This window comes from Psychrobacter sp. Rd 27.2 (assembly GCF_001921755.1).
GTDB lineage: Bacteria > Pseudomonadota > Gammaproteobacteria > Pseudomonadales > Moraxellaceae > Psychrobacter > Psychrobacter celer.
Window position 1 is genome coordinate 48231 of record NZ_MRYB01000002.1, and the last position, 15119, is coordinate 63349.

Consider the following 15119-nt stretch of genomic DNA (forward strand, 5'->3'; position numbering starts at 1 on the left):
GAGATTAAAGCACCAATTATTGTTTAAAGGCTGTTGTTTAAAAAACCGTTGTTTTAAAAACTATTGTTTTAAAAATCGTGCCCTTAAACGCTGCTCGCTAGGCGTTGGCACGCTCATTCATTTTTCACGCATTCTATGGCCTATATATGACGACTAACTCCCCTAAGCGGCTCGTGATCGCAGTTCGTACGCAACTTTGGTTAACCATCACAATGACAGGTTTGATGATGGCGGTTAGCTCGTCATCGCTTGCGCAAGAAACAGCCAGCCTGCCAGTAGATACTGAGCCAAATACCCAGCCCTCTGTAACGCTAGCGCCCATCATGGTCACAGCAAAAAAATATGAAGGCTACGCCGCTTATAACCCCACATCAGGCACCAAAACCGATACCGAATGGCTGGATGTGCCGCAGTCGGTATCGGTGGTCACTAAGACCGAGCTGGAGGATAGGGGCACGGTACGGGTTTTGGACGCGGTCAAAGGCGTTGCTGGTCTCAATAACACGCTGGGTGAGGGCAGCCGAGATGAGTTTGTGCTGCGCGGATTTAATGGCTTAAACGATGTGTATAGCGATGGGATGCGTGATGATGGCAAACTGCAGTCCTATCGTAGCCTCGCCAATGTCGAGCGCGTCGAGGTGGTCAAAGGCCCGGCAGGCGCTTTATATGGTCGCGGCAGTGCTGGTGGTATCATCAATCTTGTCAGCAAAAAGGCAGAAGGCGATGAGTTTGATAAGGTGCAAGCGCAAGTAGGCAGCGATGGCTTGGCAGTAGCGCGCATCGATAGCTCGCATAAGCTCTCAGATACTCTCAACGCGCGGCTCAATGCTGAGTATCGCCGTGGTGATTCTTTTGTCGATCATGTGGATTCAAACGATGTGTTTATTGCGCCGACAGTTCGCTGGCAGCCAGATGATCAGCAAACGCTAGATTTCTCTTTTGATTTTACGCGTCAGCATCTTGTGCCTTATCGCGGCGTACCCGCCAGAGATGGCAAGCCTGTTGATGTGCCTGTCCATACTTTTTATGGCGGCACCAACGATTATCAAGATTCGGACACTTGGCATGCCAATGTCAATCATGAGTTTGATATTAACGATAACGTTAAATGGACCAATCGCGCCTCATACAGCCATATTACTTTAGAGCAAAAAGGCACTCGTCAGTCGCCAGCGGAGGTGACTGACAACCAAGTTGGGCGAACCGTAAATAACTTTGGTTATGATCCACGCACAAGCAAGACGGTGCAATCTGAGCTGGCTTGGAATACCGGCAATCATGAATTGCTCTTTGGTGCCGATTATAATGATATCGACATTGACTTGACGCTCGCCACGGATAAAAACATACCGCCCATATCTGCCACTCATCCAAGCGCTGGTGCGACACCCAACCCAGGTTTTCCTAAATTTCGTAAAAACAGCACCCAAAGTGTCGGTGTCTTTGCCCAAGATGTCTATCATATCGGCGACTGGTCGCTGGTCGGCAACGTTCGCTATGACAATATCCAACTGGATCAAAACTTTCAAGGTCAAGACAGCGAGCTAAATGATGATAAGTTCAGCTACCGCGCAGGTATTGTCTATAACTTTACCGATGCCACCTCCGCTTATGTGACCGCCGCACGCTCATGGCAGCTACCTTACTCAGGTATTTATATCAATCCAAAGCTTGCCGCGCTGTATCAGACTGATCTCAAAGAGATAGGTGTTAAGACGTATCTACACAATGACGATATCATGCTCAACGCTGCCGTCTATCAGATTGATAAAGAAGACCCAAAAACCAATGACAACCGAGAAGTGATTGATAAAGATGAGTTTCGCCATCGAGGCCTAGAGCTGGAAGCGCGCGGCAAAATTCGGGACAACTGGGATATATCGGCAGGCTATAGCTATCTGGATGCGGAAGATAAAAAGACAGGGCTGGTGCCAAATGATGTGCCAAAGCAAACCTTCTCACTATGGAGCGCCTATCAGCCCACTGACCAGTGGCGCGTGGGCGGCGGTGTCAATTATGTCAGTGATCGCTACGCGGGCGACGCCGAGGCCGTCAAGCTGGATGGCTATACCACGGTGGATTTGATGGCCGCCTATAGCGCAGGCCAGCACAATGTACAGCTCAACCTAAACAATGCGCTGGATAAAAAATATGCCTTTGGGGCGACCAATGGCAGCTCAGGCAAAAACCAAATCGGCTTTGGCGCACCCAGAACGTGGCTGTTAACGTATAACTATGAGTTTTAACGCCCAACCTATTTTATGATAGTAAGACAGGTTATTTATGAATCAACGCCCAAAGCTCACGCTTATTTTGCCTTTATTGGTCATCGTATTGATTGTCGTTGGCGGCATTGTTTTTATTATCACTCAAAAAAACAATATGACGACAACGCCATCATTGAGTACTGATAATGACATATCGGTAGCAGCCACTCAGTCAAATGTCAGTAGCAGTAATAGCAGTCGCGACAATCATGCTGTACAGCTACTAACCGACACAGAGATCAAAGCGCGGTTGCCCAATCTAAGCAACTATCCGAGTGAGCCAAAGCGCATTGTGGTTTTGGAATACTCATTTTTAGGGGATGCGTTAGCCTTAGGTCTGATGCCGGTTGGTATCGCCGATGATAATAAACCGGACAGTATTATTCCTGAGTTTACTCAGCAGCTATCTGGCTATACCTCGGTCGGTTCGCGTTATCAGCCAAGCCTTGAGGCCATTGCGGATTTACAGCCTGATCTGATCATTGCTGATGACGAGCGCCATACCGTCATCGCCGATGAGCTAAATCATATTGCGCCATCGATCGTACTAAAGAGCCGCGGTGAGAGTTATGCAGAAAATATCCAAACGGCGCAATTGGTCGGGCATATCGTTCACCAAGATAAAAAAATGGCGCAAGTTATCAATACCCATCTAAAAAAGATGGTAGATCTACAGTCGCAGTTGGCAGCCACTCCGCTTGCTAACCACAGCGTTCAATTTGCCATTATCAGTGATAAGGGCATGTGGCTGCATGGCCCAAGCTCCTATGCTGGCAGCTTGCTTGATTATCTCAATATCAAAAGCCCCATTCCAGAGCAAACGGATGAGGCGTATATCGCAACCAGTCTTGAGCAGTTAATAGCGGCCGATCCCGATTGGCTATTGATTGGGCGTTATAACGAGCACACCATTTATGATGAGTGGAAATTCTCGCCGCTGTTTCATCAGCTAACGGCGGTCAAAAACGATCAAGTCATCGAAGTCGATCCAAACTATTGGGCGCTCAATCGCAGTATGCAGTCTGCTGAGCACATGGCAGCTGAACTGCTTGAGATTGCGTCAAGCTCAGGCAAAGAAGGTTTAAGCCCTTCTGTAAAAGAGTCCAATTAATGCGCCATTACAAGACTGTTTGTTTAAAACAGGGCGGCTTTTATGGTTGAGACAAAACTGAGCCGCTCCTTTTCTAGACCGCTAACACCCTCCTTTGCAAAGCGTCCGATAACACGGGCGCTATTGTGGTGTGGATTGTTCATTATTTTGCTAATAGGCTGTTGGCAAGGGTTGACGGCGTACTCAAAGTTTGACCTATCGCTGACGGATTTATTTTCGTTATTGACGCAGCACAATACTCAAGCCTCATTAGCCGCGCAATTATTAATAGAGATTCGTCTGCCACGCGTGCTTGTGGCGATGATAGTCGGTGCCAATTTGGCGGTGGCAGGGCTGTTGATGCAGGTGATGACCCGTAACTCGCTTGCCTCTCCTGCGGTATTGGGTATCAATGCTGGGGCGGCGTGTGTGGTGGCTTTATCCTCCATTGGTTTGGGGTTTAGCTTTTTAACGTCTACCTTTTTACAAGCGCTGGTCGGGTCAGTGCTTTCTTGCGCCCTTGTTGCAGGATTGGCAGGATATTTCTCCGGTCGTCCGGTGCATCCTGTGCGTCTGGTTTTATCAGGCGTGGCTATCAATGCGCTGCTGGTCGGTATGACGCGCGCGGCGCTGATCACCACCGATGAGCAGGCGTATGGGGTGCTATATTGGCTGGCAGGTTCTATTGCCAATACGCGCTGGGAGTCTATTCCGATGCTAGCGGTGATATCGCTGCTGGCCTTGGGTTATGGCTGGTGGCTGTCGCCTAAGCTAAATGTCTTGGTGCTGGGCGATGAGGTGGCAAGTAGCCTTGGGGTCAACCTGCGTGCATTGCAGTGGTCGTGTGGGGCATTGATTACCATACTCACGGCGATCAGTGTGGCAGTCGCAGGCCCCATTGCCTTTGTGGGTTTGATTATCCCGCATGTTGCCAAGCGTCTGTTAAGGTTGGTATCTAATATGGCTTATGAGCAGCTATTGCCCTTATGTATGCTACTTGGCAGTATCTTGATGGTATGGGCAGATGTCTTATCAAGGGCTATCGCTTATCCAGCAGAGACACCAGTGGGGCTATTAACCGCGCTGATTGGTACGCCAGTTTTTATTGCGCTGGCATGCAGGCGACGGCTTGATAGCTAATTAAGGCCGTGAAATCAAGCAATCCTTTATCTAGAAATAAAAGTAAGCAATAGATGACCATAAAAACCAACGCCTCTGCATCGCTCTTACACTCATTATTTGCTCGTAAATCGGCAAGTAGAGCAGTGGTGCTCATTATAATGCTGCTATTGATACTAAGTATGAGCAGTGTGTTTTTTGGTGCCAGTGAATTAACGTATGGGCAAATCTGGCAGCATTTACAGCAAGGCTTTAGTGGTGACAAAGACTTTATTGTCTGGCAGCATCGTCTGCCGCGCACGCTATTGGCCATATTGGTGGGTGCAAGCCTTGGTCTGTCAGGCTCATTGGTGCAAGGGGTGATTCGTAACCCGCTGGCATCCCCTGACTTGATGGGCATCAGCGCAGGCGCGGGGTTTTGCGCGACGCTTTTACTGGTGATGATTCCTACGGCCCCTACTTGGTGGCTGTCTGTCGCAGCGCTACTTGGCGGACTATTAGCCTTTTGTATTATCATGCTATTGGCACAGATATCACAGCCTACGCCTGCGCGCTTGGCACTGATAGGTGTCGCCATTAGCGCGTTTTTAGCCAGTGGGATTAACTTTTTATTGGTGCTTTATCCTGTTGAGATTAATACTGCGATGATTTGGTTGACCGGTAGCTTGTGGGGGCGCAGCTGGCAACACATTCCGATGCTAACGATGATATTTGCCGTATTAATGGTCATCAGTATGTATCTGGCATGGCGTTTAGATGTGTTGGGACTGGGTGAGGAGACAGCCTATCATTTGGGTGTGTCCGTCAAACCGTTGGAGTTTAGCGCCTTGCTCATCGCGGTGGTGATTGCAAGCCTAGCGGTCTCGGTGGCTGGGACGGTCAGCTTTATCGGGCTGCTTGCGCCGCATATCGCACGATTGCTCTTTGGGCATCAGCACCGTATCTTATTGCCAGCGTCCGCGCTAATAGGTGCCATTATATTGGTTTTGGCTGATGTATTGGCACGCAGTTTATTTGCGCCAATTGAGTTGCCAGCTGGCGTCTTAACCTCAGTGATCGGTGCGCCTTATTTTATCTTTTTGCTATCGCGCTATAAGGGGTGGTGATGCTATCGGTGAATGAACTCCAACTTGGCTACCATGGTGGTCAACGTATTATTAAAGACTTATCACTTGAGCTGCCAGAAAATAAAGTCATCGGGCTGATTGGTCCAAATGGCTGCGGAAAATCCACGCTATTAAAAGGCTTGTGCCGCTTAATTCAACCGCAGTCAGGCAACATTTTACTTAGACAACAAAACATGGCGCAATTAAACAATCGGCAGATTGCCCGCCAGATATCGGTATTGCCGCAAGTGCAGACCAATCCTGAAGGCTTGAGTGTCAGACAGTTGGTGGAATACGGCAGGACGCCTTATGTATCGCATTGGGGCAAGCTGAGTGCGGCGGATAGCCAGATAGTAGATAGTGCCATGCATGAGATGGCGATTGACGCTCTAGCTGACACGCCGCTTGATGCCTTGTCAGGCGGTCAGCAGCAGCGCGCATGGATTGCGATGATTTTGGCGCAGGATACTGACATTATCATGCTTGATGAACCCACCACCTATCTAGATATCTCCTATCAAATAGAGCTGATGCGGCTCATTCGAGCACTAAAAGAAAAGGGGAAAAGCATTATCGTTGTGCTGCATGACCTTAACCAAGCAGCGAGGTATTGTGATTTATTGGTGGTGTTAAAATCGGGGGAGCTGCAAATGATGGGCACGCCTTGCGAGGTGATGACAGAGGTGATGCTGGCTGAGATATTTGACGTGCAAGCCAAAGTGATTACCGATCCTGTTGCAGGCTCGCCGATGTGTGTGTATTTGTAGCAGACCAATATTATGATTAAAACGGCTTCGGGTTTAATCGGCCAATGGTTTTATTGTTTTTACGGTATCCTATTTCGCGGTATCGATGAATACCGTTAATAATACTGTAAAAAATTTCGTTTACAAGCGTATAATGCCGTAAGTTATCGGGGTCTATTGTAACTTGTCGGAGATTGAACCCCTTAGTTTTCGAGGTTTGGCGAGGATTATTGAGGGTTGTCGATAGCATTGTTGGCGCGCCCACCACGCATCGACTAATACACCTTAATCCTTAAAATATAAGGTCTATAGGATTTGTTTTATTAATTTTAACAACAAATTTAACAACTTATATAACGCCATCAACTTGCCATCCGCTCAATGTTATCTTTTATATCACAAGCGACCTTATTTGATAACTCTTTTTCAATATCATAGTTGTCAATGATAGTTAAAAACGCTTCAGCGACTGATGCTACTTGATCAATCATTGCTTGAGCTTTATTTTTCTTAATATCAGCTGCTTTAGCCAGTTTCAGTAAGTCAGATCGAGTAGGGTGCTTCGCTTCACCTGTCACATCCATTTGATGATAACCATTCATTCCTGAGTTATATGCCAAATCATAAACGGGCGCTAATGACCACCTGTCAGCTTTGTCCATCATAAAAGAGAAGTTTTTGCTATGGTCGTCTTTATTATTAAAAATCACATTAAATACCGCATGTCTAAAACCGTCTTCTACCGCGGCTTGTGACCCAGTTAACATACGCACACAGCGCAAATACTGCAGATAATCTAGCGATGGGATGCGAAAATCAATGTCTAATAAGCCTGCCAGCGTATGAGTATGCACGCGCTGATCGCCTATTCGGTCAAAACGTTCAACCCCAAACGCGGCATAGTCGTTATTAATATCAAAATAGTGATGCGCTGGCATGTTAAGACCTGCTTGTTTTGCCATATCAGCGTAAAGCGCTTCTAATAGACAGACGCTTTTGTGCTCAGACTGAGCAGGGAACTTGATAAGCCAAGGCGTTGCCAGTGGGTTTGCGCGGGTTAAATCAGTAGTGATAAAATCATTTGCCTCATCATATAAAACCAACGCTTTTGGTCTAGCGCCTTGAGGGGAGCCACCAATAACGATAAGCTCAGCCAATATATCACTGTCTTGACCCGATAGGATGGTTTGATTGGCAGCCGCAAGCTTCGCTAAAGTCAGATCCGGCATATCAATAGCATCAGATAAGTCATGCTCAGGTTCAAAGCTAAGCGCGCCCATGGCTGAATCGCCAATATAAGCCAAGCGATCTAAAACATTAATTTGCTGTATAGGTTTATCCATAACTTTGCGAAAAAACCTATCCATCAGCAGCAAGCCCCAACCATCAGGCAAGCTATCTGATAACAGACCGCAAAGATAATGACTGGTCGCATGACTGCCATAATAAGGCGCACTGCGTAGTGGCATCTCGATAGGCGATATCTCTAAACCATCAGCAATCCATGCGGCATCATAGCCAAATACAGGGCGGCGTCCGTCCATAGTAAGCTGACCGATAAGACGCTTAGATCCAAAGCCTTTATAGTAGACATTAATAACAGATATTGGTTGGTACATAGCGTTACTCGCTAGCTTTATTTGATGCTCGCAAGCGTGGGTTTTGTTTAGCGATAATGTCTTCAATACTGCTAGGTTTGATGTCAAACAACCCGGCAAAATGATTAATCATACCAAGTGCAATGGCAAGCCGGATTACATTATCTAGCGTGCCACCTTGTCCCGACTCAATGCGAGCCACTGTACTGATACCAACACCTGCTTTTTCTGCTAGAGTAGCTTGGGTTAGATTGAGTACCAATCGCTGCGTTTTTAGGCGCTCACCCAAAATGACAGCTATCTCACTTGGCGTATAAAAATCAAATCGCATATTACGTTAATCGCTCATAATTGGATGGTTAAGTGCTATTATAGCATTTAAAAACTCAAATATGAATGATGGTGTATATAAGTAATAAGTTGACAGCAAATTATATTGCTCTAGCACTCATTTTTAGTGTCATGAATCATGCGGAAAATATTAAAATATAGTTTTAGGGGCCGTCCTAAATAAGTAAAATTATTTAGGACGGCCCCTTTTATTTAACAACATTGTAGAGGTGCGAGTAGGTAATGACAAATGTTTAATAAGGACTGATAACTAGGTATGATAGGAATTTAAAGGTCTTGAGGTAATGCGAGGTGATGTCTAAATACAATAATTGGTGCGCCCACCAAGACTCGAACTCGGATCGGTCGCTTAGGAGGCAACTGCTCTATCCTGTTGAGCTATAGGCGCGTTGTGGAGAGACATTGTAGAAAAAAGCCGCGCCAAAAGCAATGAGCAATCTACAAATAGGCAGATTATCTTTATTTGCCATTACTGAGCGCGTCGGCGACGTCTACGGGGTTTTCACCTGAGGCTTGTTTGGCGCGTGACGTTGGATTAAATAAATCATCTACGCTGTTTTTATAGCCATCGATATTATAATAATCGTATTTTTTTAATATATCCTGTCCTGCGCTCGATAGCAAAAAGTTACGAAAGCTGATGGCAATGCTATTATCGGACAAAATCACCCCATCTAAGCTTTTTTCATCTGTTAATGCATAGCTAAATGCATTTAAACTGCGCGCTTCTTGATTGTCTGTTTTGGCTTTAGTGGCACTTTGATTCATCTCTGTATCTGCCGCTTGGTCATGAGAGGCGGTACTGGCTTGCTTTTTATTAAACGCATTTTGCATCAGCGTTAGCTGGGCTTGCAAAGGCTCAAGGCGTTTGGCTGTCAAGCTGCTGTGGGCGATGATGATGTCTGTACCGATGTTTGAGGCAGGATGCTCGGCGGTCATGTCGCTATCTGCTAATTGCAAGAGTGCATGAGAGGGCACATAATTGGCCAAAACTTGTACGTGCGGATAGCGAGACTCAAAGCTGACAATCACATCATCCAAAGGCACTTGTAGGCGCTCTTCTGCTTGCACATACAAGGTGGAGGTTGATATATCGTCTTCTTCACTCTCTGCCGTTATGGCTGACGCTTCATTATTGTTTGCCATAATCGGCAAAGGGTCTATGTTTTTACGGTTACTGATCCACAGCCACGTAAAAATGGCGATAAAAACGATGAGCAGTAGTAAAATTAGCCCAGCCAGTAGCAGCTTGTAGTCTTTCATATATGACTGCTCTTCTTATAATCGGTAGTGAATGGTCAAGGTGGTACTCAGATAACGAAAAAATCAGACTTCGAGATCAGAGTGCGCCCTAAGAGCTGCTGCTATCAGGTTATTATCCCTAAAGCGACTGATGTAGCACTTCCTCTGCCAAATCTGCCAGCATGTTTGCAAAGATATCCGTCGAGGCAGCGGTATTTACGGCCGAATCGTTGCTGCTTGGACTGTTGGTTTTTAGGCGGCTGGGCGCGCTGGTATCATCATTTTTGCTCGCCGCTGCTGGATGATAGTGTGAAGGGGAAGTGGGTTTGTTGTCAATGGTTTTTACTTGATGAGCGGCAAGCGGCGACTCACCTGTTGATAGCTTGTCTTTGAGCCATTTAAAGCCATGTGCCTGCCACCATGCTTCAAAACGTGACAATGAGCTACCGTGGACGGCGGCGGGGAGGTTTAGAGTACGAAGCTTTTGTGCCAATATCGGATCGCTGATGGCTTGATGAATGCTCAAGTAGAGTCCGCTACTATCGTCGGTATAAGGCTTTCGGTTTTGCCAGGCGTTATCGTTGATTCGCATACGTGGCAGTTGCCAAAGTTCGCCGCGATAATAAACGACGTACAGCCGTTTTTTTGGATGAACGAAAATGGCATCAATAGGGCGCAGGGGCATAGTAGTTGTTTATCTCGTTGACAAAAGAGTTAAGGTGAAAACTTAACGACATCCGTTGTCGCAGGCTGTCTTGCTGAGCAGATGATATACTGGCAAACCGCCATAAACAATGGCACACTGATCGGCAAGTGACGCATCTTGCGCTTTTTATCGTTATCAAGCTGCTTTATCATGCATTCTGATATCGACATTATGCTAGCAGAAATGTAACAAGCGAACGACCATCAAATATGAATTGATGAGTGTCGTCGGCAGCATTGCTATTATGCTCTGCACCATGACAGGCTGTGTTTGCACGTTACCGTACCTGATCGTACCTAGTATGCACCCGTCGCCTCGTTATTTTATTATCACTCCAATTAGATCGCCTTTATGTTTAAAATCATTCAGTCCCACCGTACCGAGCTGTTGGTTGAGCAGTTGTTAGTTGCCTATAAGTCCAAAAACCAACCCGTCTTTGAGAAGTTTGTGGTCATTGTGCCATCCATGGTGCTTGGTGATTGGCTAGATAAGTCTATTGCAAGTCAAGCGGGTATCAGTACCTTAGTGACGACGACTTTTTGGGGTCAGTATCAGTGGACGTTGATGCAAGATGTGTTGAGCCGTCACAATGCCTATTTGCTAGAACAAAACCCTAATGCGGCCACACTGAATGTACCTGAGGTGGCAGTGTTGTCGCCAACGGTGATGCAGTGGCGCTTGTTTGGGTATTTGACTTATTATCAAGAAGCCATTGTCGCTGACGAAAAACATCCCGTTTATCCACTGCTAGCATCTTTGATTGATGAGCCGCAAGAAGAAGTGCAGCAGGATAAGGCACAGCAAGACGCGCGCATTTGGCAGCTGGCAAGTGATTTGGCGAGGGTGTTTAACCGCTATTTAACCCACCGTGAGGACTGGCTAGATCTCTGGTCGCATGATAAACCGCTGACTGTAGAGGCGCTGATCGCTGAAAAGGATGCTCTGTCCCTGCGCTTCGATAAGTATGCGCGAGGCACGCCTGATTGGTTGGTGGCGCATTATGTAGAGCTAGAGATCGCGCAGCGTTTCTTATGGTCGCATTTGTTTGCTGATGTGCATCAGCACCGGGTGGCGCTTGAGGATACCTTTTGGTCAGCCTTAAAAGAAAACAAGGCAAATGAACGCGCGCAACTGCCCAAAGTGCTGCGCATTTTTACCATTCAGCAGCTACCACAGACCGAGCTCGACTTTTTGCAGCGCTTGTCACAATACATGGATATTACGCTACTACACTATAATCCGTCTAAGCTGTTTTGGGCGGATATCGTAGACAAGTCGTGGCTACAGCGTCAGCAGATTATCAACCCTGAAAGCGTGTTTTTGCGTGATTATGGGCACAGTTTGCTATCGCGTTTGGGCAAGCAGTCGCGCGATACTTTTGCGATGCTTGCAAATTTATCGGGTAATCAGCAATACCAAGACGCACTCGTCGAATGGCAGGATATCTTTGATGAGGGCGATGATAGCAATAAGGGCTTGAGCAATGCGTTCGGTATTGATTCTGATGACAGTGCGCAACAGCTGCAAGACAGCCCAAGCTTATTAAAGCGTTTGCAAAATGATGTATTGATGCTAGATGAGCAGTCTACCCAACAAGCGACCGCGGCCAAAGTCTCGCAAGAAGTCAGTGAGCAAATAGAGCTGTCTTTTGATCAAGTTGATCAAAAACCGCAAGAATCGGCGTGGTATGACGATGAAGTGTTAGAAAACAAGCGCTTTGAGAAGGAGCGTTTGTGGGCGATGTCTGCACAAGACAATAGCCTAAGCATTCACTCATGCCATAGTCTACAGCGTCAGCTAGAAGTGCTGCGCATCATGATCGGGCGCTGGCTCAATGAACCCTTAGCATCTGGTGAGAAAAAACGCCATATATCCGATATTGTCGTGTTGCTGCCTGATGTTGAGCGGCATCATGCGCTGATCAGCTCTATATTTGTCAGTGGTAAAGGTCAAGATGGCCTGACGCTACCTGCTAAGGTGACGGGGGTGGTCGATGCCGATATTCGCCAGCTATGGGAAGCCATTATTGGTTTTTATAAGTTATTAGGCAGTCATAGTGCCCGCTTTGAAGCGGCTGAGGTGCTTGATTGGTTGATGCTGCCACCGCTGTATGAAAACTTCGGCTTAACCCATGAGCAGATGAGCCGTGGTTGTGATCTGCTGATCGAGGCAGGCTTTATCCGCGGTTTTGATGAGTGGCATCTTAAACAAACTCTAGATAGCCACGACTATGATTACCGATTTACCTTTGCTCAAGCGCTAGATAGATTGACACTCGGTTTGGTAATGCCAGAGGCCAGTTTTAGCGATTGCTTATACCCTTTGGCGCAGGAGGATTGGCCAAGCACTGCCTTGCCAGAGATGACTCTGCCACTGCCGCAAGTGAGCCTAAATGATGCGATTATCGTTGAAGCGCTTTGCCGTATCTATGCAGGCTTGACTGCGCGCCGTGATGACCATACACAAAAACTCAAAGCCGAGGACTGGCTGGCGCAGATTGAGACACAAGTGATTCATCGCTACTTCGGTGATGTCGATCAAACCCGTACGATGCGCGCCATATATAACGCCATGAATGGCTTTAAATCAAGCCTGAGAGCCAATCGCCACTATCGGCAGTATGCTAGTAGCGATAGTGCCAACAGGGAGGTAGAACACAGGCTGGCAGGTGTCGAGCAGTTGCCGCTTAAGCTGAGCTTTATGCTGGACAGTATCGAGGCGGAGCTTGAGAGTCAGCAGGTCAGTGCCGAGCCGACTGGAGTGATTACTTTTGGTCGATTTGGGGCGCTCAGAAACGTGCCTTTTGATTTGGTAGTGATGCTCAATATGGATTTATCTGAGTTCCCGGGGCGCGACCGTGATAATCGCTATGATTTGATGAAAGCTGCCAATGCTCGCCGCGGTGATAGAGTCAGTGAAGATGACGATAATGGTGCGTTCTTAGACGCACTGCTGTGTGCGCGCAGTGCGTGCTGGATATTTTATAATGGTCAAAGTCTGACAGACACCCACGAGCACCTGCCTGCCAACCCAGTCAGTGAGCTATTACAGTTCTTGCAAGGCGAGGTGCAGTGGCAGGTCAACTCGCTTGAAGCCTTAGACACCTTAGACGCATTGCCTGAGAGTGTTGACTCAACCGCCGAGAGCCTTAAGCGTTATTTACCCAAATTGATTAAGCAATGGCTGGTGACCGAACATCCGGCACTGCCGTTTCACGAGAGCTTGTTTGAAATAAATAGTGAAGAGGCGGATGCTTTTGAGCAAGCATCTGATACGTCTACGCCTCATTCAACCCTTCATCCCAACCAGAGCGAGAGCGTCGATAAAGACAATACAGATGCGCTGGATGCTATTTTGCATACCGCCATGCGCCAAACCAAGCTTGCGCAACAACGCCAATTTCCGCCCGCACCGCTGTGGCAAGCGGTGTTTCATACCTTAAGGGATAGTGTATCTTATGAGCATACAGAGTTGGTTGGTTTGCCGACTAAGTCTCAGTATGAGGCCATCGCTCAGCTGCTTGGACACTCTCTAGGTCAATTGGGGCAAGTAGACAATCAAACCTTAGCGGCATTGGCTGAGATGCTATCACTAGAAGCAGAGTCTGGTATAGACACCATTGATATCGACGCTATGTTTGATACGGTGTTTAATATTGAGGAGATAGACGTTGAAGGCGCATTGGCCTATCAAGTGCGTCATCCTGCCAAGGCGTTTTTGCGTACTCAAAAGGTGCATGTGGTGCAAGGCGAGGAAGCGCTGGCACAGCAAGAGCCGCTATTTTTAGACAATCTGACAACTTATCAGATCAAAGCGCATTTGATCCATGAGCTGGCGAGCGATGCCGCCAATAACCCTGTTGATAGCGCATACAAGCAAGACTGCCCAATTTTAATGTATCAAAAAATCATGCCAGCAGGGGTGGCGCGGCAAACGACCTTGCCCAACCAGCAACAAAAACTGCAGCAGCAATGTCAGGAGTTTAAAGAGCAGCTAGTTGCTAATGGCTTGGATAATGATTTGGATAATGCCCAGCTAGTTGATGGAAATGGTATAAGTGGTTTGCAGCTACTGACCCCAACAATCGAGCATCCCGTTCAGCTAGCGCTAGCATCTGTGCTAACTGATGCTAGTAATGAGGCTGATGATACGTCATTACTAAAACGATTGCCTAAAGTGGTTAAAATAAAAGGCTCAGTACCAACATCAGTACCGATAGATGCTAATAATCCTCGTGCTAATCTACAAGCTGGCATGTCCTATGCCGAGCAATCCCCCAAGCAGTGGTTAAACATACTGCCCAATTCTGCCAGTCCCAAGCATTTAATCAAGTTTTGGTTGTCACATCTATATTGGCAAGTTGCCAGACGTACCACTGCTGAGCAAGTGGCTCTAAATGATGGCGTGAGTATTTGGCGCTTTAATAAGTCCAACTCGCAAGTTGGTAAATATAAAGATGTAATTGCATTTAAGCTAAGCCCTATTGTGTATGAAGATGCCGTAGCTGAGCTGATAAAGTGGGCAGTTTTTGGCAAGCTAGTCGGTCAAGTGCCGATTACCTTATTGCCAGAATATGCGCTCAGTTATCTTGATAAGTGCGCAAAAGCGGCAGAGAGTAAAGACGAAAGCGGCAGTTATTGGCCAAAACGTGCAGATTTCTTAGATTGGCTAAGGCCCAATTATCACGTAGATACGGTATACGATACCTGCTCGCAGCATGCCATTTGGCAATACGTACTGCGTGATCAGGACGCGTTTAAAGCCCTATCAGCAGCATTGACGACGTTAGCACAGCCGCTGTATGAGCCGATGTATAAAGCCCTGCAAGGTCTAGATAGTTAGCTGGCTAGTTGATTGCTGATTATTTAACACGGTTCGTTTTTTACCCTTTGGT

Annotated in this window: 10 protein-coding genes and 1 tRNA gene; 6 read left to right on the forward strand and 5 right to left on the reverse strand. The window is 47.0% G+C overall.

What is annotated here, in order from left to right:
* Positions 1-146 precede the first annotated feature (146 nt).
* The 5 genes from BTV99_RS02580 (at position 147) to fecE (ending at position 6349) form a co-directional block, all read left to right on the forward strand.
* Complete coding sequence (locus BTV99_RS02580; RefSeq protein WP_083608493.1) at positions 147-2246, forward strand: TonB-dependent siderophore receptor; 2100 nt, start codon at positions 147-149, stop codon at positions 2244-2246.
* A 37-nt stretch (positions 2247-2283) separates the two neighbouring features.
* Positions 2284-3378 (forward strand): Fe(3+) dicitrate ABC transporter substrate-binding protein, encoded by a 1095-nt coding sequence (locus BTV99_RS02585; RefSeq protein ID WP_075100813.1) that lies wholly within the window; start codon positions 2284-2286, stop codon positions 3376-3378.
* A 42-nt stretch (positions 3379-3420) separates the two neighbouring features.
* The gene (locus BTV99_RS02590; protein ID WP_075100814.1) at positions 3421-4497 is read left to right on the forward strand and encodes an iron ABC transporter permease; all 1077 of its coding nucleotides are present in this window, start codon (positions 3421-3423) and stop codon (positions 4495-4497) included.
* 140 nt (positions 4498-4637) lie between these two features.
* Positions 4638-5582, forward strand: a complete 945-nt coding sequence (locus BTV99_RS02595; protein WP_075101019.1) for an iron ABC transporter permease — start codon at positions 4638-4640, stop codon at positions 5580-5582.
* A complete protein-coding gene (gene fecE, locus BTV99_RS02600) occupies positions 5582-6349 on the forward strand; it encodes a Fe(3+) dicitrate ABC transporter ATP-binding protein FecE (RefSeq protein WP_075100815.1) in 768 nt (255 codons plus the stop codon). Before BTV99_RS02595 ends, fecE begins: the two co-directional genes overlap by 1 nt.
* A gap of 341 nt (positions 6350-6690) precedes the next feature.
* Here the strand turns inward: fecE and BTV99_RS02605 are convergent, their stop codons facing one another.
* The 5 genes from BTV99_RS02605 to BTV99_RS02625 form a co-directional block, all read right to left on the reverse strand.
* Positions 6691-7947, reverse strand: a complete 1257-nt coding sequence (locus BTV99_RS02605; RefSeq protein ID WP_075100816.1) for a type II toxin-antitoxin system HipA family toxin — start codon at positions 7945-7947, stop codon at positions 6691-6693.
* 4 nt (positions 7948-7951) lie between these two features.
* A complete protein-coding gene (locus BTV99_RS02610) occupies positions 7952-8257 on the reverse strand; it encodes a helix-turn-helix domain-containing protein (protein ID WP_075100817.1) in 306 nt (101 codons plus the stop codon).
* A gap of 332 nt (positions 8258-8589) precedes the next feature.
* Positions 8590-8665 (reverse strand) — tRNA-Arg (locus BTV99_RS02615).
* A 71-nt stretch (positions 8666-8736) separates the two neighbouring features.
* A complete protein-coding gene (locus BTV99_RS02620; protein WP_075100818.1) occupies positions 8737-9540 on the reverse strand; it encodes a hypothetical protein in 804 nt (267 codons plus the stop codon).
* A 118-nt stretch (positions 9541-9658) separates the two neighbouring features.
* A complete protein-coding gene (locus BTV99_RS02625) occupies positions 9659-10204 on the reverse strand; it encodes a hypothetical protein (protein ID WP_075100819.1) in 546 nt (181 codons plus the stop codon).
* 372 nt (positions 10205-10576) lie between these two features.
* Between BTV99_RS02625 and BTV99_RS02630 the strand changes: the two genes are divergently transcribed.
* A complete protein-coding gene (locus BTV99_RS02630) occupies positions 10577-15067 on the forward strand; it encodes an exodeoxyribonuclease V subunit gamma (RefSeq protein WP_075100820.1) in 4491 nt (1496 codons plus the stop codon).
* The last annotated feature ends 52 nt before the right edge of the window (positions 15068-15119 follow it).